Here is a 21,201-nt window from a genome sequence, read left to right as displayed (position 1 = left end):
TCCCCTCTCATGCTGCCGAATGGGCGCGAGGGCCATTCTAACCAAATAAGGCGGTCTGCACATCGCGGCGCGACGGGGCCTACCCCCTCCGGAAGAACGCGAGCGCGATCGCACCGGGGCCCACATGAGTGCCGATGGTCGCCCCAACCCTGCTCACCGGCAGCTCGGCGCGATCGAGCGCGCGCTCCCAGAGCGCCCGGGAGTCGTCGATGTACTTCTGCAGGACCCGGTCGCTGAGTCCGGTGTAGCCCAGATGGAGGGGCAGGTCGAAATCGACGCCGCCGGCCTCCTCGATCGCGCGGTTGAGCAGGTTCCGGCCGTTCTTGGAACCGCGCGCCTTGCCGCGCAGGACCACCAGCCCGTCATCGATGCCGATCACCGGCTTGATCGCCAGCAGCTCGCCGATGGCCGCCGCGGCCGCCGGCACGCGGCCGCCGCGCCTGAGGTACTCCAAGGTGTCGAGGAGGCCCACCACGCAGACGAGGTCGCGGGCCGCTGTGACGGCCTCCGCGATAGCCGCCCCATCGAGTCCCTCATCCACAAGCTCGAGCGCCCGCTCCACGAGGATGCGCTCGCCCACCGTCGCCGACAGGGTGTCCACCACGTAGACGCCGGCCGCCTCGCCGCCGGCTTCAAATGCGGCGGTCTGCGCGCTCTGACAGATTCCGGAGAGCTTCGACGACAGGGCGATGATGACGATCTCATCCGCTCCCGCCGTGCGCGCCGCCTCGATGGCCTCCGTGTACTGAAACGGGTTCACCTGGCCGGTTGTCGGCAGGTGGTCGCTCTCGATCAGGAGTTCGTAGAAGCGCTCCGTGGTGATGTCGACGCCGTCTCGGTAGACGTCGCCGCCGAAGGCGATCGTGAGCGGCAGCACCGTGAGGCGTGGATCTGCCCCCTGCGCGATATCGCTGGCGGAATCGGTGATGATGTGAACGGTCATGGCTCCTCCATCGAGGTCATAGTGCGCGCGGTCAATGTTGGACATGCTAGCCTTGTTCGTCCCCTATCACTGCATCACCATAGATAACGTTTGTAAACTAGGCTGGTCAGACGGTGCGACACCCGCTTATCTCGTTATCTGGGGATCACTCGGTCTGCGCGGACCCGTGGCACGGAGCGCTTTACCGCGGCGCGGGTCCGGCGGCGGGCACAGCATGGCGTTCAGGTCCTTGCAGCGCATGAACGACGCCTGCGGTGCGAGCCCCAACAGCGGACTCCGTCCAACCTTCCGGCAAACGTCCGTCGANGCGCGAAGGCCGCGCACCGCCGCCCCCTCGGCGGTGTCGCGCCTCGTCAACGCCTGGTGGACCCGCCTGCTGCAATCCATCTACCGGGGCTCCCTCTCAGAGCAGGAAGCCGAGTGCGCGGAGCATGAGACCCGCCGCGACTACCTGTGGAACACCGTGGGCACCGCCGCCTGGGGATTCAGCTTCCCGCTGCTCACGATCATCGCCACGCAGCTCGCCGGTGCCGAGCAGGCGGGCAGGTTCTCGATGGCCTTCGTGACGGGCACCCTCCTCATGATCGCCGCCGGCTACGGCGTGCGCACGCACCAGGTCTCCGATATCGACGAGCGGGCGTCGTTCGCCTCCTACCAGGTGAATCGCCTGATCACGGGCATCATCGCCCTGGTCATCGGCATCCTCTACTGCAGCCTGCGCGGCTACGATCCCGAGATGGCGACGATCTCCATGGGGGTCTACCTCTACAAGATCATCGACGGGGTGGCCGATGTCTACGAGGGTCGGCTCCAGCAGGCCGACAAACTCTATCTCGCAGGCGTGAGCCAGACGATACGCTCGCTCGCCGCCGTCGCCGCGTTCACGATCCTTCTGGCCATCACCCGCACCATGGCCGCCGCCTCCATCGCGATGGCGGTCGTCGCCCTCGCCTCCCTCGTGGTGGTGACGGTGCCGCTGGCGTATTTCGAGACCGAGAAATCACGCGGCGTGAGCATGGCCGAGGTCGGGCGCCTCCTCGCCCAATGCCTGCCGCTCGCCGCGGCGCTCCTGCTCTTCAACCTCATCGAGTCCATGCCGAAGTTCGTCATGGAGGGCTCGCTCGCCTACGAGAACCAGCTCTACTTCAACGCGCTGTACTTCCCCGCCCAGGGGATCCTCCTCGCCGCCGGCTTCATCTACAAGCCGCAGCTCCTGCGCCTCGCGAGCATCTGGGGCAACCCGCGCCGCCGCCGGCGCTTCGACCTCATCGTCGTGGCGATGCTCGGCGTGGTCATGCTCATCACGGCCGTGGTGGCGTTTGCCATGCAGGCCTTCGGCGTCGGGCTCATGGGCATCATGTACGGCCTCGACTTCGAGCAGTACCGCGAGCTCGCCTTGCTCATGGTCGCTGCGGGCGGTGTCACGGCGGCGATCGACTTCCTGTACGCGATCATCACCGTGCTCAGGCGGGCCGGGGATGTGATGAAGCTCTACCTCATCTCCTTCGGCGCCTCGGTGGTCCTCCCGCTCGTCCTCGTGAACCTGTTCGGGATCACCGGGGCCGTCGCGAGCTATCTCGCCACGATGGCCCTGCTCTTCGCGCTCCTCGTCGTGGAGTACGCGCGCATCCGCCGCGCCATCACCCGCGAGCGCAACCCCTTCGGCCGATGCTAGGCTCTCGCCTCGGCGCGCACGGCATCGCTGACGCGCACGGTGTCACCGTCGTCGCGGTGCCCCGACTCCAAAGCCGCTATCCGGTTGCTGCTATCCGAGGTCCGTAGTCCGGTTGCCGCAATCCGGTGGCCGACATCCCGGGGCTACTCGACAAGACTCTGCGCGCCCGGAAAGATTCAGCAAGCCCCCGGTCTCCGAAACCCCAGCCCCTCATTTCGGATTCCACGCGTTTTTGCATTATTGCGAGCTGTGAATAGCCGGTTTGGCAGCCGACGAGTATCGGAATAAAAGATGCAGGTCAGGACTGGTGCATTTTTTGCGTTCTGTATAGAGACGTTCATAGCTCGTGCTTTTTCAGCACAAATCTATGCACAGCTCAAGAAAATGCAATGCAAGAGCGGCTCGACCATAAGAACGCGCCCGCCGAGTCACTCGCCTTCGTTGACCGGCGCGTACCAAACGCGGTGGTCCTCAAGCCTCATGACGGCAACTTGGCCGTGGGGAAAGCCCCCGGCCGCCGACGCATCGATATCGATCTTGTCGGCGATGCCGCCGGTGTCCTGCCATGCCCCCACCTCGACGATGCGCGCATGACCATTCGCATCGAGCACGGGCCCCGCCATGCGTTCGGCGAAACTGCCGAGCAGGATGCTGGGGGTGTGCCCGGCCACCACGATCGGCCCCCGTCCCTGATCATCCACCAGCCCTGTCGGCACCCCCCAGAACCGCTCGCGAATCCAGAGCAGGTCCTCGGCCTCCTGGGCCTCCATCATCGGCATGAGATCGGTAACGGTGAGACGCGCGGGCACGCCCGGATCTGTCAGGTCGATGCCGGCCGTCGCCAGGTGCCCGCGGGCCGCGAGCGCATCGATTCCCGCATGCGCGAGCAGGTAGATGCGGCGCGGCGCCTCCCCCACACTGGCGCGCGCGGCGGAAAACGCGTCGTCCACCTCGATGATATCGAAGAGCGGGAGCTCGGCGACCCAATCGATCAGGTCAGCTGCTTGCGTGCCGGGGAGATCATCGAGCTGCGCCGCCGTGACCCAACCGCCGTTCAGATCCCAGCCGCCCCGTATCGAGAGGTCATCGGTGAACAGGGCCTCGAGCATCATACGCTCGTGATTGCCCATGAGCACGCGGGCCCGGGTAAGCCCGCGCACGAGGCGCAGCACTCCCACCGGATCCGGTCCGCGGTCGATCATGTCACCCATGACGACAACCGTGTCGTCGTCCCCCGGCCCAGCGAGGGCAAGGGCGCGATCGAGGGCGCGCAGGTGCCCGTGAGCATCGGACGTCACGTAGGTGGCCATGGGACCTTCTCTCAAAACCTTCAAGTTCAAGTTCTAGTTGAAAGTTTACCCCTTCCGCCCCAGATGGGGAAGGAGGGCGGAGACGGCACAGCACGCACACGGACGGCAGCATTCCGGGCGTACAATAATTGAAAACCCGCACGACAGGAAGGTGGCCATATGGCACGGGAACTCGCGCTCATCGGATGCGGCAACATGGGGTCGGCGATCATCAGGGGCATTCTCGAAGCGGGTCTGCTCGCACCTGAGGAGATCACGGTGTCCTCCCCCTCCGCCGTCACCGCGGATCGCCTCAGCGGCGAGCTCGGCTGCACCGCGACCACGGACAACGTCGAGGCGGCCCACGATGCCCACATCGTGATCCTTGCGGTCAAGCCCCACCTCATCGAGGTTGTCGCCCGCGAGATCGAGCCTGCGCTCGCTGACGGCGCCATCGTCGTCTCAATCGCGGCCGGCGTCACCCTCGCACGGCTCCATGCGGTGCTCGGCGACGACCGCAAGATCGTGCGCGCTATGCCCAACCTGCCCGCGATGGTGGGCGAGGGCATGAGTGCGCTCTCCGCCGGCGCGCAGGTGGACCCGGCTGAGATCAACCGCGTGAAGAGGCTCTTCGAGGGCTTCGGCAAGGCGGTGGTCGTGCCCGAGCGTCAGATGGACGCGGTCGTGGCCGTCTCGGGTTCCGGGCCCGCCTATGTCTGCCTCTTCATCGAGGCCCTGGCCGACGCCGGTGTCGCTGAGGGGATGGGGCGCGCCGACGCCTACGCCTTCGCTGAGCAGACGGTACTCGGGACCGCGCGCTGCCTCCTGGAGACCGGGACGCATCCGGCAGTGCTGAAGGACCGGGTCTCCTCCCCTGCCGGCACCACGATAGAGGCGGTCGCCACCCTGGAGGAGCGGGGACTTCGCTCGGCCGTCATCGAGGCGGCGAGGATCTGCGCGCAGCGGAATCGCGAGCTGTCGTAGGTAACAAGGGTCTATCCCGGCGATCCGGGAGGGCCCGCCCCCGGGGCGTGGCTTCGCGAACGCCCCGGGGGCGGGCCCTCCCGGATCTGGATATCCACTCGCTACCGTACGTGGGAAAGATGAACGTGTGTGGTCCGCGGCTTTGCCGCGGGCTTTTGCATGGGTGTTTGGGTTGCGGCCGGTTTCTATGCTGGACGGCCGAGAAAGCGGTCGATATCCCGATCATCGAACGACCGAGCCCATTCCTTGTTGACGGGCCGGACTTGATGGTAGGCAGCGTCGACCATGGCGCAACAGTCCGATCAGCTCGCCCGTCTTTGATAGTACAGGCTGGCCTGCTTGTCGCTTTTTGCTCGGTTTGGCGATTCAGCGGCTGGGTCGAGTTTTGCATTTCTTTGAGATATGCATAGATTAAGGGCGAAATGGGTGCCGATATGAACGCCTCTATGCAGAACGAGCGATTTTGCACCAAGCTTTACCTGGTCGTTCTTCTCGGCTAGTCAAGACGTCGGCACTGGGGTGTTCATATCTCAAAGAAATGCAAATCCGACCCATGCGGCCCGCTCCGCTCACCGAAGCACAGCGTTGAAGCAACACTGCGCGCCGATGAGCGCAGCCCTGCCCGCGCCTGCGCGAAGCGCCAAACCGGACCCCCAGCAGAGCGTCCGCAAAGATACGCTCGGGAAGTCCGGGGCTCGGTTTTGCGCCACTTGACAAAGCAGCGGCTATTTGATCACGCGCACGCGGTAGATCGCGGGGATCTCCTTCAGGGCCGCGATCGTCGCGTCGCTCAGGTGCTCGTCGGTATCGAACATGGTGTAGGCGTTCTCGCCGGCGCTCTCGTTCATCATGCGCTGGACGTTCGCGTTGTCCCGCGCGAGCACGGCCGTGATCTGGCCGATCATGTTCGGGACGTTCGCGTGGAGGCAGGCGATGCGGCTCGCCGCGCGGGCCTTGCCCATCGAGCAGGCCGGATAGTTCACCGAATGGGCAATGTTGCCGTTCTCGAGGTAGTCCTTGAGCTCGGAGATGGCCATGTCGGCGCAGTTCGCCTCGGCCTCGGCCGTGCCCGCGCCGGAATGCGTGGTGATGAAGGTCCGGGGCATCGCGACGGTCTTCGGCGTGGCGAAATCGCACGCGAACCAGGAGAGCTTGCCCGCGTCGAGCGCCGCCGCGACCGCGTCCTCGTCGACGATGGTCTCGCGGGCGTAGTTGATCAGGACGGCGCCGGGCGCCAGGAGATTGAGCTGCTCGGTTGAGATCATGCCCACGGTGTCGGCTTTGGAGGGCACATGGAGCGTGAGGTAATCGCAGTCGCGGCAGAGGTCCTCGAGCGTGCCCACGCGCTGTACCTGCTGGGAGAGCGCCCAGGCATGCTCGATCGAGATGAAGGGGTCGTAGCCGTAGACGTCCATGCCAAGCTCAACGGCCGCGTTCGCCACCTTGGAGCCCACATTTCCGAGACCCACCACGCCCACGCGCTTGCCGCGGATCTCACGCCCGACGAAGGCCTTCTTCGCGCGCTCGGCCGACACGAGGATATTCGGGTCGTCGGCATGGGCGCGCACCCATTCCATCGACTGCACGACGCCGCGGCTCGAGAGGATCATCATCGCGATGACGAGCTCCTTCACCGCGTTCGAGTTCGCACCCGGCGAGTTGAAGACGACCACGCCCCGACGGGCGTACTCCTCGATGGGAATGTTGTTCACGCCGGCCCCGCAGCGGGCGATGGCGCGGATGGACTCCGGCAGCTCATAGCCGTGCAGGTCGGTCGACCGCATGAGGATGGCGTCTGCGTCCTCGGCGGTGTCGACGAAATCGTAGCCGTCTCCGAACGCGACCTCGCCGTCTTTGGTGATGTCGTCGATGGTCTTAATATGGCGCATGGTTATTCCTTTCGAGCGGTGTCATGATGGGGATCCTTTCGGCCCGATGCCCCTATTGCCCCAGATGGGACGCGGCCGCCAGAAACGGCGAACCGCACGGGCAACGGGCCTACATAGACTCCTGATGCTCCCGCTCGAACCTGCCCAGATAATCGACGAGCACGCGCACGCTCTCGAGGCTGACCGCGTTGTAGACGCTCGCGCGCATGCCGCCCACCAGCCGGTGTCCCTTGATGCCGACGATGCCATGCTCGGCCGCGCCGGCGATGACCGCTGCATCGAGTTCGGGGGAATCGGTGCGGAAGGTCACGTTCGAGATCGAGCGACTCGCGCGATCGGCGGTTCCGTGGAAGAGCTTCGAGCCGTCGAGGAACCCGTAGAGCAGCTCGGCCTTTTCACGGTTGCGCCGCTCCATCTCAGCGAGACCGCCGGTCCGCTCCACCCAGTGGAAGACCTTCCCGGACAGGTAGATACCGAAGCTGTTGGGCGTGTTGTACATCGAGCCGGCGTTTGCCTGCGCGCGGTAGCTCAGGTAGGTGGGGCAGATGTCGGCGCGGGCGGGCGCCTCGCCGATGAGGTCGTCGCGGACGATGACGACGGTCACGCCCGCGGGGCCGGCGTTCTTCTGCGCGCCTGCGTAGACGAGGCCGTAGCGCTCGATGTCAAGCGGGAAGGAGAGGAAACAGCTCGACACATCGGCCACCAGCGGGGTGTCCCCCGTCTCGGGAAGATCCCAGACGGTGGTGCCAAAGATCGTATTGTTCTGGCAGATGTGCACGTAGTCGAGATCCCGCGCGGCGGCCGCGATCGACGAGAGGTCGGGGATGCGGTCGAAGTTGGTCTCGGCGCTTGTGGCGAGGAGATGGGCGTCTCCATAGCGCTGAGCCTCCTGCCAGGCCTTCTTCGCGAAATTACCGGAGACGACGTAGCCGGCGCGACCGGTGCGCATGAGGTTCAGGGGCACGCCCGCGAACTGGAGCGTGGCGCCCCCCTGGAAGAACAGGATCCGATAGGTGTCGGGAACCCGGAGAATGCGGCGGAGCGTTGCCTCAGCGTCATCGATGATGGCCTGGTAGACCGCAGAGCGGTGGCTCATCTCCAACACGGACATGCCGGTGCCGGCGTAGTCAAGAAACTCCGCCTGGGCCTCCTCGAGCACCTCGAGCGGAAGCGCGGCCGGGCCGGCCGAGAAGTTATGCACGCGTGCCATGCTGTCTCCCTCACGTGTTTGAACAGCTCAGAAGCCTAGCACCGCACGGGCGGGGCATCTGCGTCAAGCGCGTGGTTCATCCGGTGGAAACGTGGGGGTCCGTGGACTATCGGGCTGAGCCGAACACCAGGGCTTTGCTCACTCCCCCAGGACGCTCCGCATGTCCTCCTGCTCGAGGATCTCCTCCAGCGAGAAGCCCTCGCCGTCGAAGGCGTAGCGAACCAGCGAGCAGTTGCCTGGAACATCGGTGTAGCGGGTGTCCCCCGCATCGCGCCAGCGCTCCATGAACGCGAGGCTCGCCGACCCATGGCTCACCGCAAGGACATGCTCATGGCCGGGGCGGCGCATGATCCGAACGAGAGCGTCGTTCACCCGGCGGCTGAACTCCTCCTCGCCCTCGCCGCCAAACTGCTTGAAGAAATCGCCCCAGGGACGCGGCGGCATCAGGTCCACCCGCTCGGCCTCGTACTCGCCGAATGACCATTCGCGCAGATCGGGCACGCGCTCAAAGGGCAGGTCGCAGATGCGTTCGATCGTCTGATGCGTGCGGGCGAGCGTGGAGGCGTACGCGTGGTCGAACCGGATGCCCGCATGACGCACATACCGCCCCACGCGACTCGCCTGCTCCTCGCCCTCGGGCGTGAGCGGGGAGTCGACCCAGCCCTGGATGATGCGGCGCTCATTGAAGAGCGTGCGACCGTGGCGGACGAAGTAGAGCGTGCATGCCATGAAGCCTCCCCTGCCGATGTGTGTTTCGGCGGCATTCTAGCATGGCGAAAGCGGGAGGCGGCTTTGCCGGGCAACGCGCAGATATGGAATGGGAAATCACTGGTGAATGAAGTCCGCATCACCGAATGCGTTACGCATCTTGCGAATTCGCATACCCGCCGCAAGCCCCCGCCCGCGAGCATCGTACACTTGGGTCACCACCTGCAGGAGGGAGACCGTATGCAAAGCGTCATCGATGAGCTCACCGATCTGGCCGATCCCGGATATCGCAGCTTTCAGGCGAAGATCATCCCCACGGTCGATCCTGAGCGCATCTTGGGCGTCCGCACCCCCGACCTCCGCGCCTTTGCCCGGCGCTTCGCCAAAGACCCGAGGCTCAGCGACTTCCTCGTCGAACTCCCTCATGCCGCCTTTGAGGAGATGGGGCTGCACGCCGAGCTCATCGGCCTCATCGCCCGCACGCCTGAACAGGCGTTCCCTATGCTCGATGCCTTCCTTCCCCACGTGGATAACTGGGCGACCTGCGACATCATCCGCGTCCCGGCCTTCGATCGGGACCTGCCCGCCACCCTCTCACAGGTCAGGCGCTGGATCGAACCGGAAAAGCCCGAGTACGTCGTCCGCTTCGGCGTCTGCACGCTCATGGGCCACTTCCTGAAGGACGCCTTCGACCTTGCCCACCTCGACCTCGTCGCCGACATCCATCGGCCCGAGTACTACATCAACATGGCTCGTGCCTGGTATTACAGCATGGCGATCGTGCGGCACTTCGACGAGGTGCTGCCCTTCTTTGAAGCGCGCCCCCTCAAGCTCGACGCTTGGACGCACAACAAATCCCTGCAAAAAGCACGCGAGTCACGGGTGCCCACGGCAGATCAGAAGGCGTATCTGCAGTCGTTGAAGGTTCGCACGGCGCGCTCGAAGGCGTGACCGAACGCCGTGATCCGACACGCACGGTTTTGCATATGAGGAGATGGGCTGCTATGACAGAGCTAGAACGGATGGAGCGCGGTCTCTGGTACGACGCAAACAATGATGTGGAGCTGCTTGCCAAGCGCTCTGAGGCTGAAAGCCTGTGCTTCACCTTCAACCATACGAGCTCTGATGACCCCGCGCACGACGAAGCTCTTCGTACGCTCATCCCCCAGATGGAAGCCGATGCTATCGTGCTCGCTCCCTTCTACGCCGATTACGGTTACAACTGTACGATCGGCGCGGGTACCTTCATCAACCATGGCGCCTATCTGATGGACGGCGCGCCGATCTCCATCGGACGAAACTGCTTCATCGGCCCCTCATGCGGTATGTACACGGCGGCCCATCCCCTCGTCGCCGAGGATCGAAACCTCGGCCTTGAAAAGGCGTCGCCGATCTCCCTTGGCGACAATGTGTGGATCGGCGCGTCGGTGACCATTCTCCCCGGGATCACAATCGGCGACGGAGCCGTGATCGGTGCAGGCAGCGTGGTGACGCGGGACATCCCCGCGTCAGTGATCGCCGTGGGGAATCCCTGCCGAGTGATCCGTCCCATCTCAGAGCTTGATCGTCTCGATGCCTCTGAGCGGTAGACCTCGGTGCGTGCCCGGCCATGGCTCCGTGGTGAATCATCAGCACCTGCGCTCGCGTGCAAACTGCAGGCACACGCGATGCACATGTATCTCCAGAGGGATGTGAAAGGTTCATCTCCTCGCACCGACGGCAGTCCGGGGGGATACCGCCTGGGTTATGGTACCGATGACCGCTGTTAGGCGCCGACACTCGGTGGAGGCGGTGCCCGCTAGAGCCGCTGCCGGCTGATCACATCCCATGCACCTGACAAGCCGCGGCGACAACCTGTGAAAGGAGCCATATGAACGTCAACCAGGCGCTTGAGTATGCAAATGCCTTCTACATCCCGGAGTTCATCTTCGCGGGCGGCTACGAGTCCATCGAGGCCGAACGCGTGAAGGGTGAGGAGGCCCTGAAGGCTCTCCTCGATGAGTGGCGCACCGCCGAGAACCCGGGCTTTGACTTCGAGGTCGTGCGCGAGCTCGCCGACCGCAACCGCGGCCTCTGCGACGCCATCGGCGAGGCTCGCCTGCGCAACGTCACCAGCTCCGCCCTCAGCCGCAGCCTCTCGGATGCCGACCGCTGCGCCGGTATCGCCGCCATGCAGGGCCGCACCGCCGCGAGCGTCGCGCGCGAGGTCCGCGGCGACCGCGACGGCTACGCCGTTGCCTACGTGCGCAAGCCCATCAAGGGCACGGTCCTCGGCATCGACATCGAGACCACCGGCACCGCGCCGGAGCGCGGTTACATCATCAACGTGGGCTGGGAGACCATGGAGCTCGCAAGCGACTCCGCGCCGCAGGACGGCGAGGCTGTGTTCTGCGGTCTTCCCGAGGACCCGTACAAGCAGACCGGCGTGCCCCTGGAGCACATCCACCATATCAACTGGGACATGGTTGAGGGGAAGACCCCCTTCCGTGAGGACGCCGCCCTGCAGGAGCGCCTGCTGAAGCTCATGAAGAAGCACCCGATCATGGCGCACAACGCCGCCTTCGAGGACTCCTGGTTCACCCTGCACCTCGCTGGCTACGCCGAGGCGCGCCGCGCCGGGAAGATCGTGGTCATCGACTCCCGCGATATCTGCCGCAAGCTCGACGGCGAGGTCAACGCCCTGCCGCGCGAGTCGGCCCCGGCGGCCCTCGAGAACTGGGCGCGCCGCCGCGGAACCCTCGTTGAGGGCGAGGTCGAGCGCCACCTCGGCCTGGACGACACCGACCTCATGCTGCGCACCGTGCAGGCCGAGATGAACCGCAAGTCGATGTTCGCGAAATAGACCGCTATGCACTGCGCCGAGGACCGCCCGACTCCCGGTCAGGGCGGTCCTCACGGCTTCCGGACTATGGTGTCGCACATCTCATCTGAGCGCCAGACGCCTACGTTGGCTTGCCGCCCTCTTTTGTCCGTGCTCCTTTCCCGCATATCGGCTCGCGCTCTGGCACCGAAAATTGCATTTCTTTGAGCTATGCATAGCCCCGACGGGCCATTTGAAGTAGTAGCACTATTATGCCAGGTAGATGATGGTGCAAAATTGCGCGTTGTGAATAGCTGGGTTCGCAGCGCACGCTTTCTTTAAGAAAATCTATTCATAGCTCGCATTATTGCAAAACGGAGGAGTCCCTTCGCGCCACAGCATCGACAACTACCCGGCTCCTGGGCAGTGTCGTGGCACCCCGCGCGAGCTGCGCAGCGTCACCTTGGTTCCAGCTTACAGCCCCGCAACCACGGCATCCCAGACACCACCGTACAATTCAGGTACGTAAGCTGCATCGTCTCATGCAGACAGATGACATCGGCACGAGTTGCCTGCATGGAATGTAAGCAGAGCGGTACCCACACACGTGTTAGATCGTTCGCAGCGCGCAAGGGACTCACCCTCGACCGCACGGGCCCGCCCTCACGTGCACGCGGGATCGTCCTGACCCCACTCGACTACTATCGATTTAGCCGCCTATCGTCCGCTTTAGCGGCCCTCACACGCGCACATGGAATCATCGCTCGCAGCACCGTCGAGAGACGTGATTGAAGCGAGCCGATTCGCGATCTCCCCTTTTTCTGCTATTTCTCTTCTCTTTTTCTAACTAATTCATATATAATCACCCTTTATATATAAAATAAATAGAATATAATACTTTTCTATATCAATGAGATGAACGATCATAGATCCATGGCTATCGTCTTCTCACATGCAACCGCACGCGCCTACCATCGAGCGCCCTATCGGCCAACCACCCCGGCTGCGGCACCGTCCTGTCCGCAACCGCTACAGTGTTCCGCCCCCGACGCAAGCTCCCTACAACACGCGCGCATCAAACTCATGGAACTCGGCGTGCCTCCCGGCGCACTGGACTCCATCGACCTTCTTGTTCCAAGCGCGAAAACCCGCCGGGACCTCGCGGGCGTAACGTCTCACGTGCACACGGGCATCGTCGAGACCGGCTCGCTGCTCGCGATCGGCCCGGGAATTCATGTGGCCGACATTCGGCTCACCGCCCTGCAGGCTGCCCAAGACCTCAGCTTTGTCGAACTCGTTGAATACTATTCGGAGATCTGCGGGAGCTATGAGCTTCCGCTCGATCCTGACGATTCCTACCGGGAGCGACCTCCCCTCACATCAATCGTCGAACTCCAAGCATACTTCGATTCGATGTCGTCCTGTTGCCGCGGTTCGAGGAAGGCGCGCCGGGCGCTCCAGTACACACGGGAGAACATGCGCTCTCCCCTCGAGACCGCGCTCGTCATGATGCTCGTGCTTCCGCGAAGCGAAGGAGGTCTCGGCTTGCGAACCTTGCGGACAGACCACCGGATTGATGTGCCGCCCCGGGCGCAGCACCTTACGCGTCGCCATCACTTCTATTGCGATGCCTACCTGCCGAATCCCAGCATCGACTTCGAGTACCACGGTTTTAAGCATGATGATGAGTGCCAAGCAACGATCGACGACGAACGCGTGAACGCGATGCGGGTCATGGGCATCAAGGTGCTCGCTGTCAGACGATGAGCTTTCTTCGACTCCGCCTCATTCCGGCGGTTCTCAGCTGCGGTACGACGTGAAGCCCATCTCGCCGCAACGCGGTTTCCCCCGCATTTCGATCAGCTGCAGGAGCGGCTTAGGCAATTTGTCCTGCGACGCTATCCGTGAGTGCAGGGCGCTCTGGAGGGGAAATCGACTTAGAATCCCTGCGCAACGTGAGTGCAGATCGACCCTCCGGACGACATTGTGACGCGTCGATCGGCTCGTCGCACGTTAGCACGGATCGACTCTGTCCCTCGCCGCACGTACACGCGGATCGGTTCCCTGACGACGCATCGCAAGGCGATCAGTCCAAACCCCATGCCGGCATTGCAAAATCTTGAGCTATGCATAGATTTTCGCCCAGATAGCACGTGCTATGAACCAACCTATTCATAACACGCAATATTGCACCATAATCTACCTGCTCTTTCTCTATATCTACTTCACGTGGCTCCGATGAGCTATGCATAGCTCAAAGAAATGCAAAAAGTCGCCCCATCGCATACGAGCGACGAGGCGACCTTCACAAGGCCAGCTTCAAGCCAGCTGGACAAACGTTCTTCAGGACCGGTGAGGGTCAATGGCCTCCATCACAGCTTGCGCACGCTCATCGCACGCATCGCGTTCAGGATCGCGATCACGGCCACGCCCACGTCGCCAAAGACGGCGAGCCACATGTTGGCGACGCCGAGGGCCGCGAGCACGAGGATCAGCAGCTTCACCCCGAGGGCGAACACGATGTTCTGCCAGACGATCGCCATGGTGCGGCGCGCCACCGCGATGGCCTTCGCGATGTTCGAGGGCCGGTCGTCCATGAGCACGATATCGGCCGCCTCGATCGCGGCGTCGGAACCCATGCCGCCCATCGCGATGCCCACGTCGGCGCGGGTGAGCACCGGCGCGTCGTTGATGCCGTCACCCACGAAGGCGAGCTTCCCGCGCTCCGATTCGGCGGCGATCAGCTCCTCAACACGGTTGACCTTGTCCTCGGGGAGCAACTGCGCGTGCACCTCGTCGATGCCGAGCTCGTCCGCCACCGCGGAGGCCACCTCGGCGCGGTCGCCCGTGAGCATGACCGTGCGCGCGACGCCCGCATGATGCAGTCCCGCGATCGCGGCTGCGGCATCCTTCTTCACCACGTCGGCGATGACGATATGGCCGACATAGCGCCCGTCGACGCAGACATGGAGGACTGTGCCGGTGAGCTCGCACTCGTGGTAGTTTCCGCCATGGTCGCGCATCAGCTTGTCGTTTCCCACGAGGACCACATGCTCATCCACGTGCGCGGACACGCCGTGGCCGGACTCCTCGCGCACCTCGGCGAGACGCGACTCATCGATTGTGCCCGAATAGGCCGCGCGCACCGACAGCGCGATCGGGTGGTCTGAGTACGCTTCGGCATGGGCTGCGAAGCTAAGCACGTAATCGGGGTCGATCCCCTCCTCGGGGTGGATCGCCACCACGTTGAACGTGCCATCGGTGAGCGTGCCCGTCTTGTCGAAGACCACGGTGTCGACGGCAGCCAGGGTCTCGAGATAGTTGGAGCCTTTCACGAGGATACCGAGGCGCGAGGCACCGCCGATACCGCCGAAGAACGACAGCGGAACGCTGATCACGAGCGCGCAGGGGCAGCTCACCACCAGGAAGGTGAGGCCGCGCAGAACCCAGTCGCTCCAGGCCCCGAACCCGAGCAGCGGGGGCAGGACCGCGAGGGCGAGGGCCGCCGCGCAGACCGCCGGTGTGTACACGCGGGCGAACCGGGTGATGAAGCTCTCGGAGCGCGCTTTCTTCTCGCTTGCGTTCTCCACGAGCTCGAGGATGCGGCTGACCGTCGACTGGCCGAAGGCCTTGGTCGTCCGCACGCGAAGTAGGCCAGTCATGTTGATGCAGCCGGATATGACCTGGTTGCCCGGTCCGACGACCCGGGGCACCGACTCGCCGGTAAGGGCTGCGGTATCCAGCTGGGACTCCCCCTCGTCGATCACGCCGTCGATCGGCACGCGCTCGCCGGGCTTGATGACGATCACGTCGCCGACGGCAACCTCATCGGGCTCAACCTGCACGAGCTTCCCGTCGCGCTCAACATTAGCGTAGTCCGGCGCGATATCCATCATGGCTGCGATGGACTTGCGGCTCTTCCCCACCGCATAGGCTTGGAAGAGTTCACCCACCTGGTAGAAGAGCATGACGGCGGCGCCCTCAGCCATATGGGGGTCGGCATCGGGGAAAAGGATCATCGCGAACGCGCCGATGGTCGCCACGCCCATGAGGAAGTTCTCGTCGAAGACCTGTCCACGGCGTATGTTGCGCACGGCACCAGCCAGAACGTCGTGTCCGGCGATCAGATAGGGCACGAGGTAGAGCGCGAAACTCGCGTACAAGCCTCCCCGCTCGCCAAACGCCGACGCCAGGACGCCGAGCTCATCCATGATCAAGATGACCGCGAACAAGGCCAGGGCGGAAAGAATGCGCTTGAGCTTATGCTGCAGCGTCTCCCGTTTCCGGCGGTGCTTCCTTCCCTCTGCCATGATCCCCTCCTATCGCTCAAATATGAATATATGAGCACTTAGATATATATAAGACGGACAAAAGGCCGCCGGCGACGACGACCCTGTGCACTAGACCAGAACGGCGCAATCGGGCTCGAGATCCTCGATGCGGTCGACCACACGGTCGAGCACGGCGTCAAACTCGTTCTCGGCGGCCTCGAGCGTGAGCTTCTGCGTGAGGAAGTTCACCTTAACCGAACGCACCCCTTCAAGGCTGGCCAGGTCATCCTGCATCTTCTGCGCGCAGACCGCGCAATCGATCTCATCGAGCTTGAAGGACTTGCGCATGGTGGCTTCCTTTCCGTTGGACTGCGGTGCGGCGTCATCGTGGCTCCGCGCCGTGGGATCGGAGCTTTGGCCCCGGTTCGCGATGAACTCCAAAACATGACTCATGCCCTGGTTGAGGATGGTGGTGACATGACCGTCCGCGAGCGTGTAGAGGACGCTTCTCCCCTCCCGGCGGAACCGGACGAGACGCGCCTGGCGCAGGGTCCGCAGCTGATGCGACACCGCGCTTTGAGAGGACCCTGTGGCCTCGGCGATCTCCCCCACCGGACGCTCGCGCTCCATCAGAGCGTAGAGGATCTTGACGCGTGTGGTGTCTGAGAACATGCGGAACAGGTCCGCAAGGTCGTAGAGGATCTCATCGGCCGGCAGATCATCGAGGGATGAGAAGTACAGGGCGAGGTCGTCGGTGGCGATGGAGCCGTCTGCTGCGGACTTGTCGCGGTGATTGGCCACCATGCTCGAACCTCCTTCACATATGAACAATCGCTCATATTTCAAGACAACCTCATTATATGAGTGGTCATTCATATGTCAAGGAGAAATCTCTGGAATCCGTGAACGGTGGCACCGAGCGAACAGGCGGCTGGCAGACATCTACGAACGGCGGGAAAGAGCACGCTACAAGAACCGTGATGAGGACTCCCCAGCCCCAGCCGACGTGCTCTGGAAAGGATACCGGGCGGCTCGAAAACGGGCGTCGGATACGCGACGGCCCCCGCTATGATCCCTCAACAGGCAGGTTCGCGCCGCCGGACCGTGATCTTGAGATCGGGCGCAAGCCGCGCCACGAGCGAGATACCGTTCCCCGACAGGCGGTCCCCGGGATCAAGGGCGACCTCCGCGCCGCGCAAGGACACACCGGAAAGTGGCTCGAGCAGGCGCTGGAGCGGCGGTGAGACCGGGGCGACAAGCTGCAGGGGCCCCCTCCCGCGAAACAGGGGGACGTGCATGTTGCCGACCTCCCAGGCGACCCGGGCGAGCGCGGCCGGTTCAGCGGGATCAATGTCGATGATGAGCGCATCGACCGATTTGAGGCGGACCGCGATCGCCACCGGGCGGCCTCCGGCAGCGGATACCGACTCGACAGCGATGACATCGCCGTCCGCAAGCGGGGTGTCGTCCCCGCGCGGGCCGAGGTCGATCTCAAGCTCCCGTCCACCGCGACTGCGCTTCCGCTGCGTGCGCAGGTGAGCCTCATGCCAGGAGAGGTCAACGGGATCGACGTCGAAGGGGCCGCCGAGGCGCCGCTCAAGGGCGATCACCACGGCGGGATCGTTGATATTGCCCAGCAGCTCAGTCGCGCGCACGAACCCACCTCGCATGATCCGGAGCGGGATCAGACCGCTTTGAGCGCATCCAGGATGAGCTCGGTGAGCACGTCGGGGAACTCGCGACCGGCGGCGCGCATCATCTGCGGGAACCGCGAGTAGGTGGTGAGGCCCGGCGTGGAGTTGACCTCGTTGAAGACGACCTCGCCCTCCCCTGTCACGAACAGGTCGACCCGCGCGAACCCAGAGCAGTTCAGCGCCTCGTAGACAGCCATGCCCGCCGCGCGCACGCGGTCGAGCGTGACTGCCGGCAGGGTCGAGGGGCAGCGCAGCTCGGTGTTGGCGCTCGGATCCTGCTCGAGGTGAATGCGGAAGAACCCGCCGCCGGTGACGACGATCTCATCGACCTCGCCCATCTCGATGCCGCGACCGGCCTCGCCGATGACGGCGCAACCGACTTCGACGCCCTCGATGGCCTCCTCGACCGCGAGCTTGGGGTCCAGGTCGAAGGCAAGCTTGAGCGCCGACGCGAGCTCGTCCTCATCAGCCGCCTTGGACACGCCGATGGACGAGCCGCCACGAGCGGGCTTGACGAAGACAGGAAAACCACCGCAAAGCGCCACGGCGGCACGGGCCTCCTCGAGGTCGGCCCCGCGATGGAGGGTGGTGCACCGGGGAGAGCGGACTCCGGCGGCCGCGGCGAGACGGTGGGCGACGTCCTTGTCCATGCAGGCGGCCGACGCGAGGACGCCGCAGCCCACGTAGGGAATACCGCAGGTCTCGAGCGTGCCCTGAACGGTGCCATCCTCGCCGCCCTGTCCGTGCAGGACCGGGAAGGCCACATCGATATCGAGCTCGTGGAAGGTCTCGTCGACGAGCTCCATGAGCCCGCCCTGGGCCTCCTCACCGCGACCCGGGATGAGCACGACGGGGCTCACATCGTGGGTCTCCCAGGCACCGGTCACGATATCGGCGGGATCGCCGGTGTAGTGAAACCAGGCGCCGTCGCGATCGATGCCGATCATGATGGGCGTGAAGCGGTCGGCGGGAAGGCTGGCGATGACATTGCCGGCAGACTTCAGCGAGATGTCATGCTCGGACGATATACCGCCGAAGATGATCGCGACGTTCAGCATGGATCAGCCCTCCTCGATGCTCACGAGCTCGATGTCGAAGTTGAGGTCCTGGCCGGCGAGCTCGTGGTTCGCATCCAGAGTGACACCCGTGGCGGGATCGACGCTGACGACGGTCACGGGCACGGGCTGACCGCCGGGGCCGGAAAGGTAGAGCTTGTCACCGGCGTGGATGTCCTCGATGTTGGGAACCTGCTCGGCCGGGTAGGTGAGGACGAGGTCGTCCCGACGCTCGCCGTAGGCTTCGGCGGCGGGGATGTGGACGGTCTTCTTCTCCCCCACCTCCATATCGCGGACCGCGGCATCGAAGCCGGCGATCATCTGATGGGCGCCGCAGGTGAACGCGATGGGCTCACCTCGGTCGTAGGAGCTGTCGAACTGGGTACCGTCATCCAGCGTGCCGCGGTAGTGGGCGCACACCTTCTTGCCGTCGTTTGACATGGTGGTCTCGCTTTCATGCGGGGCGTCTCGTGCAGGGACAACTATAGAGCATGGCAGGCGACCGCAGACGGCTCGCAGGTGAATGCATGAAAGGGACAGTCGTAGCGGAATGTCTAGACAAGTTGACAGAGGGCGCCGCCCCATTCCGCAGAGGATCAGCGCGCGGTGAGGCTTCGGCAACGTGGGGCTGCAAGGCGGATTTGCCCTGACGATGAGAGCGCGGGGGGGGCGCAGACGTGCACGGCCCGCCAGCTTCCAGCAGATTCCAGCACGCTATGCCGGCGGTGACTCGGGGACGTAGAATGTGGAGCACACCGCCCGCCCTCTGAGAGGATCCCGATGCCGCAGACATTCACCCTCCTCGCCACCGGCGCCGACGGCACGGTGATCGAGGTCGCCGTGACCCGCAAGCGCGTCAAGAACCTGAATCTACGGGTCAGTCGCACGGGCGCCGTCAGTCTGAGCATCCCGCCGCGCACAAGTCTCGCACGGGCCCAGGATTTCCTTGACCGCCGAAGCGCCTGGATCCTCGAGCACGTGAGGCAGGCGCAGGCGAGGCATGCAGCCGGCGCGCAGCCGGTCCACGGTGGCGTCATCGACCGCGACGGACGCCTACCCCTGTGGGGCGTGGCCATCCCGCTCGCAGATGCGCTCGCCAGCCCGCGCATGCAGGTGCAGGCTCCCCGGCAACGTGCATTCGGCGCGGCTGCCGAGGGGTTCTCGGCCGGCGCCCGTCACACGGGCGTCCCACCGGCGTCAACCCCCGCGCGGGCCGAACTCTCCGTCATGACCGAGGACGAGCTCAAATCCGCGGTGACGGGCCTGTTCCGTCGCGAGGTCGCGCAGGCCTTGCCGGGCCTCGTCAGCCGTCTGGAGCCCGCGGTGGGCGCGCATGCCTCGCGCTGGAGCGTGCGCAGCATGCGGACGCGATGGGGCTCGTGCACGCCGAAGACCGGCTCGATACGCATCGCGCTCGAGCTCGCCGCCTACCCGCCGGCCTGTTTGGAGATGGTGGTCGCACACGAGCTCGTCCACCTGCGGGAACCCAGCCACAACGCACGGTTCCACGCGCTGTTGGACGCATATTGCCCACAAAATCGCGAGATCACGGGCCTTCTCAAGCGCCCTGCGATGGAGATCGCACAGGATCGGGCGCCGGAGCGGACCTGAGGCCGCCCCGGTGCCCAAAAGGCTCAGATGCGGATGGCCGCGAACGGTCGCTCAGACCCGTGCCCGCTCGATCTCGACCGCGCACGAGGTGAGCGGCAGGCCAACCGGGGCCCAGGGCTTCTCGATTTTCACGCGGACGGCGGCAAGCGCTGAATGCCGATGCAGCAGCAGTCCGGCCACACCCTCGGCAGCCGCCTCGATCAACTTGAAGGTGTGCTCGCGCAGGTAGGCGTCGACCTCATGGCAGACGGCCCCGTAATCGATCGAGGCGTCAAGGTCGTCGTGCTCGCCAGCCTGACGCAGGTCGCAGAAGAGCGTGAGCGATACGACGAACTTCTGCCCGAGCTCGTTCTCCGCCGGATAGACACCGTGGTTCGCGAACACCTCGAGGCCGTTGATGGTGATTCGGTCCAAGTGGGGCGAATCGTGTTGAATGCGTCGTGCGAGCCGGTCGCGCACCGCCGGCAGGGCGCACTCATGCCGGATGAGCGAGGCATCTGCAGCCTCAGTCGCGTGCATAGGGAGCTCCATCTCAGGCATACCGATCATCTCCTAGATCCTGACGTTGAGGTTCCGTTTCTCGAGAGACCAATTGCAATCGGAGGCGGCAGGGCAGGCGAAGCAGGGTCGCGAGGCCTTGTCGGCCCAAGCGATCACCCGCGCGAGCGGATCCTGCACCGCATGCGAGCGGTGGGCCCGCACCGCGGAGCGTATCCGACGCTGCTCATCTTCATTGAAGCACGCTTGACCCGGCAGGGCGGCGAGGATTTCTGTGGCGATCCGCTCCCCGGCGACGTCATGCGGCTCCCCCGTCTCATATTGCTCAGCGCGGCCGATATCATGCAGCAGGGCGACCGCGTACACGAGGTCACATGGAATGGAGACGCCCTCCTCCAAGATCCGGATCCAAGACAGGCGGGCCACATCAAGCAGATGGGCGAGGTCGTGATGGCAGAACCGGCGGCCCCGCTCAAAGACGGCTATGCGTGCGAGCTCGTGCTGGAAGAGCGGGGCCCGCCAGATGGCGTCCACCCTGGGCATCATCTCCGCCTCCGCGGCGAGCCGATCCATA

Annotated in this window: 18 protein-coding genes; 6 read left to right on the top strand and 12 right to left on the bottom strand. The window is 64.5% G+C overall.

Annotation, left to right across the window (positions count from 1 at the left end):
* Window positions 1-79: 79 nt before the first annotated feature.
* Together CAP13_RS09090 and CAP13_RS09080 are read right to left on the bottom strand one after the other, a co-directional pair.
* Window positions 80-988 (bottom strand): DegV family protein, encoded by a 909-nt coding sequence (locus CAP13_RS09090; RefSeq protein WP_245798983.1) that lies wholly within the window; start codon window positions 986-988, stop codon window positions 80-82.
* A gap of 2,058 nt (window positions 989-3,046) precedes the next feature.
* The gene (locus tag CAP13_RS09080) at window positions 3,047-3,928 is read right to left on the bottom strand and encodes a metallophosphoesterase (protein WP_085831272.1); all 882 of its coding nucleotides are present in this window, start codon (window positions 3,926-3,928) and stop codon (window positions 3,047-3,049) included.
* A 159-nt stretch (window positions 3,929-4,087) separates the two neighbouring features.
* Between CAP13_RS09080 and proC the strand changes: the two genes are divergently transcribed.
* Complete coding sequence (gene proC, locus CAP13_RS09075; RefSeq protein WP_085831271.1) at window positions 4,088-4,891, top strand: pyrroline-5-carboxylate reductase; 804 nt, start codon at window positions 4,088-4,090, stop codon at window positions 4,889-4,891.
* Between the two features lie 725 nt (window positions 4,892-5,616).
* Here the strand turns inward: proC and CAP13_RS09070 are convergent.
* From CAP13_RS09070 to CAP13_RS09060, 3 genes are all read right to left on the bottom strand, one after another.
* On the bottom strand, window positions 5,617-6,780 hold the full coding sequence (locus tag CAP13_RS09070) for a phosphoglycerate dehydrogenase (RefSeq protein WP_085831270.1): 1,164 nt from the start codon (window positions 6,778-6,780) through the stop codon (window positions 5,617-5,619).
* A gap of 109 nt (window positions 6,781-6,889) precedes the next feature.
* Window positions 6,890-7,990: a 3-phosphoserine/phosphohydroxythreonine transaminase gene (gene serC / locus CAP13_RS09065; protein ID WP_085831269.1), complete on the bottom strand. Its 1,101-nt coding sequence runs from the start codon at window positions 7,988-7,990 to the stop codon at window positions 6,890-6,892.
* 138 nt (window positions 7,991-8,128) lie between these two features.
* Window positions 8,129-8,719: a histidine phosphatase family protein gene (locus CAP13_RS09060; protein ID WP_085831268.1), complete on the bottom strand. Its 591-nt coding sequence runs from the start codon at window positions 8,717-8,719 to the stop codon at window positions 8,129-8,131.
* 219 nt (window positions 8,720-8,938) lie between these two features.
* On the opposite strand from CAP13_RS09060, the gene CAP13_RS09055 reads away from it, so the two are divergent.
* From CAP13_RS09055 to CAP13_RS09040, 4 genes are all read left to right on the top strand, one after another.
* On the top strand, window positions 8,939-9,649 hold the full coding sequence (locus CAP13_RS09055) for a DNA alkylation repair protein (RefSeq protein WP_085831267.1): 711 nt from the start codon (window positions 8,939-8,941) through the stop codon (window positions 9,647-9,649).
* A 53-nt stretch (window positions 9,650-9,702) separates the two neighbouring features.
* Complete coding sequence (locus CAP13_RS09050) at window positions 9,703-10,287, top strand: sugar O-acetyltransferase (RefSeq protein WP_085831266.1); 585 nt, start codon at window positions 9,703-9,705, stop codon at window positions 10,285-10,287.
* A gap of 281 nt (window positions 10,288-10,568) precedes the next feature.
* Window positions 10,569-11,540 carry a 3'-5' exonuclease gene (locus CAP13_RS09045; RefSeq protein ID WP_085831265.1) on the top strand — a complete coding sequence of 324 codons (972 nt, stop codon included), beginning with the start codon at window positions 10,569-10,571 and terminating at the stop codon, window positions 11,538-11,540.
* A gap of 1,041 nt (window positions 11,541-12,581) precedes the next feature.
* Window positions 12,582-13,265: a hypothetical protein gene (locus tag CAP13_RS09040; RefSeq protein WP_143764949.1), complete on the top strand. Its 684-nt coding sequence runs from the start codon at window positions 12,582-12,584 to the stop codon at window positions 13,263-13,265.
* A gap of 605 nt (window positions 13,266-13,870) precedes the next feature.
* On the opposite strand, the gene CAP13_RS09035 is transcribed toward CAP13_RS09040, so the two are convergent.
* The 5 genes from CAP13_RS09035 to CAP13_RS09015 all read right to left on the bottom strand — a co-directional run bounded on the left by CAP13_RS09035 (window position 13,871) and on the right by CAP13_RS09015 (window position 18,959).
* The gene (locus CAP13_RS09035) at window positions 13,871-15,808 is read right to left on the bottom strand and encodes a heavy metal translocating P-type ATPase (RefSeq protein WP_085831263.1); all 1,938 of its coding nucleotides are present in this window, start codon (window positions 15,806-15,808) and stop codon (window positions 13,871-13,873) included.
* Between the two features lie 90 nt (window positions 15,809-15,898).
* On the bottom strand, window positions 15,899-16,573 hold the full coding sequence (locus tag CAP13_RS10340; protein ID WP_179185036.1) for an ArsR/SmtB family transcription factor: 675 nt from the start codon (window positions 16,571-16,573) through the stop codon (window positions 15,899-15,901).
* Between the two features lie 272 nt (window positions 16,574-16,845).
* The gene (locus tag CAP13_RS09025) at window positions 16,846-17,424 is read right to left on the bottom strand and encodes an urease accessory protein UreE (protein WP_179185035.1); all 579 of its coding nucleotides are present in this window, start codon (window positions 17,422-17,424) and stop codon (window positions 16,846-16,848) included.
* Window positions 17,425-17,453: 29 nt separating this feature from the next.
* The gene (locus tag CAP13_RS09020; protein WP_085831261.1) at window positions 17,454-18,521 is read right to left on the bottom strand and encodes a D-alanine--D-alanine ligase family protein; all 1,068 of its coding nucleotides are present in this window, start codon (window positions 18,519-18,521) and stop codon (window positions 17,454-17,456) included.
* Between the two features lie 3 nt (window positions 18,522-18,524).
* The gene (locus CAP13_RS09015; RefSeq protein ID WP_085831260.1) at window positions 18,525-18,959 is read right to left on the bottom strand and encodes an FKBP-type peptidyl-prolyl cis-trans isomerase; all 435 of its coding nucleotides are present in this window, start codon (window positions 18,957-18,959) and stop codon (window positions 18,525-18,527) included.
* 339 nt (window positions 18,960-19,298) lie between these two features.
* Here CAP13_RS09015 and CAP13_RS09010 point away from each other — a divergent pair, with 339 nt between their 5' ends.
* Window positions 19,299-20,129, top strand: a complete 831-nt coding sequence (locus CAP13_RS09010; RefSeq protein ID WP_085831259.1) for a M48 family metallopeptidase — start codon at window positions 19,299-19,301, stop codon at window positions 20,127-20,129.
* A gap of 51 nt (window positions 20,130-20,180) precedes the next feature.
* Here the strand turns inward: CAP13_RS09010 and folB are convergent, their stop codons facing one another.
* Together folB and CAP13_RS09000 are read right to left on the bottom strand one after the other, a co-directional pair.
* Window positions 20,181-20,669: a dihydroneopterin aldolase gene (gene folB / locus CAP13_RS09005; protein ID WP_085831334.1), complete on the bottom strand. Its 489-nt coding sequence runs from the start codon at window positions 20,667-20,669 to the stop codon at window positions 20,181-20,183.
* Window positions 20,670-20,681: 12 nt separating this feature from the next.
* Window positions 20,682-21,200, bottom strand: coding sequence for an HD domain-containing protein (locus CAP13_RS09000; protein ID WP_097677704.1), 519 nt, complete (start codon window positions 21,198-21,200; stop codon window positions 20,682-20,684).
* Window position 21,201: the final 1 nt, after the last annotated feature.

It is taken from the genome of Collinsella vaginalis, assembly GCF_900176655.1.
In the GTDB taxonomy this organism is placed as follows: Bacteria; Actinomycetota; Coriobacteriia; order Coriobacteriales; family Coriobacteriaceae; genus Collinsella; species Collinsella vaginalis.
The sequence above is the reverse complement of the archived record's forward strand: the minus strand, read 5'-3'. Positions and strand labels throughout refer to the sequence as shown.

Coding starts and splice junctions, on each gene's coding strand:
- CAP13_RS09090 (WP_245798983.1), bottom strand. CDS start 988: ATGTCCAACATTGACCGCGCGCACTATGACCTCGATGGAGGAGCCATG.
- CAP13_RS09080 (WP_085831272.1), bottom strand. CDS start 3,928: ATGGCCACCTACGTGACGTCCGATGCTCACGGGCACCTGCGCGCCCTC.
- proC (WP_085831271.1), top strand. CDS start 4,088: ATGGCACGGGAACTCGCGCTCATCGGATGCGGCAACATGGGGTCGGCG.
- CAP13_RS09070 (WP_085831270.1), bottom strand. CDS start 6,780: ATGCGCCATATTAAGACCATCGACGACATCACCAAAGACGGCGAGGTC.
- serC (WP_085831269.1), bottom strand. CDS start 7,990: ATGGCACGCGTGCATAACTTCTCGGCCGGCCCGGCCGCGCTTCCGCTC.
- CAP13_RS09060 (WP_085831268.1), bottom strand. CDS start 8,719: ATGGCATGCACGCTCTACTTCGTCCGCCACGGTCGCACGCTCTTCAAT.
- CAP13_RS09055 (WP_085831267.1), top strand. CDS start 8,939: ATGCAAAGCGTCATCGATGAGCTCACCGATCTGGCCGATCCCGGATAT.
- CAP13_RS09050 (WP_085831266.1), top strand. CDS start 9,703: ATGACAGAGCTAGAACGGATGGAGCGCGGTCTCTGGTACGACGCAAAC.
- CAP13_RS09045 (WP_085831265.1), top strand. CDS start 10,569: ATGAACGTCAACCAGGCGCTTGAGTATGCAAATGCCTTCTACATCCCG.
- CAP13_RS09040 (WP_143764949.1), top strand. CDS start 12,582: ATGGAACTCGGCGTGCCTCCCGGCGCACTGGACTCCATCGACCTTCTT.
- CAP13_RS09035 (WP_085831263.1), bottom strand. CDS start 15,808: ATGGCAGAGGGAAGGAAGCACCGCCGGAAACGGGAGACGCTGCAGCAT.
- CAP13_RS10340 (WP_179185036.1), bottom strand. CDS start 16,573: ATGGTGGCCAATCACCGCGACAAGTCCGCAGCAGACGGCTCCATCGCC.
- CAP13_RS09020 (WP_085831261.1), bottom strand. CDS start 18,521: ATGCTGAACGTCGCGATCATCTTCGGCGGTATATCGTCCGAGCATGAC.
- CAP13_RS09015 (WP_085831260.1), bottom strand. CDS start 18,959: ATGTCAAACGACGGCAAGAAGGTGTGCGCCCACTACCGCGGCACGCTG.
- CAP13_RS09010 (WP_085831259.1), top strand. CDS start 19,299: ATGCCGCAGACATTCACCCTCCTCGCCACCGGCGCCGACGGCACGGTG.
- folB (WP_085831334.1), bottom strand. CDS start 20,669: ATGCCTGAGATGGAGCTCCCTATGCACGCGACTGAGGCTGCAGATGCC.
- CAP13_RS09000 (WP_097677704.1), bottom strand. CDS start 21,200: ATGGATCGGCTCGCCGCGGAGGCGGAGATGATGCCCAGGGTGGACGCC.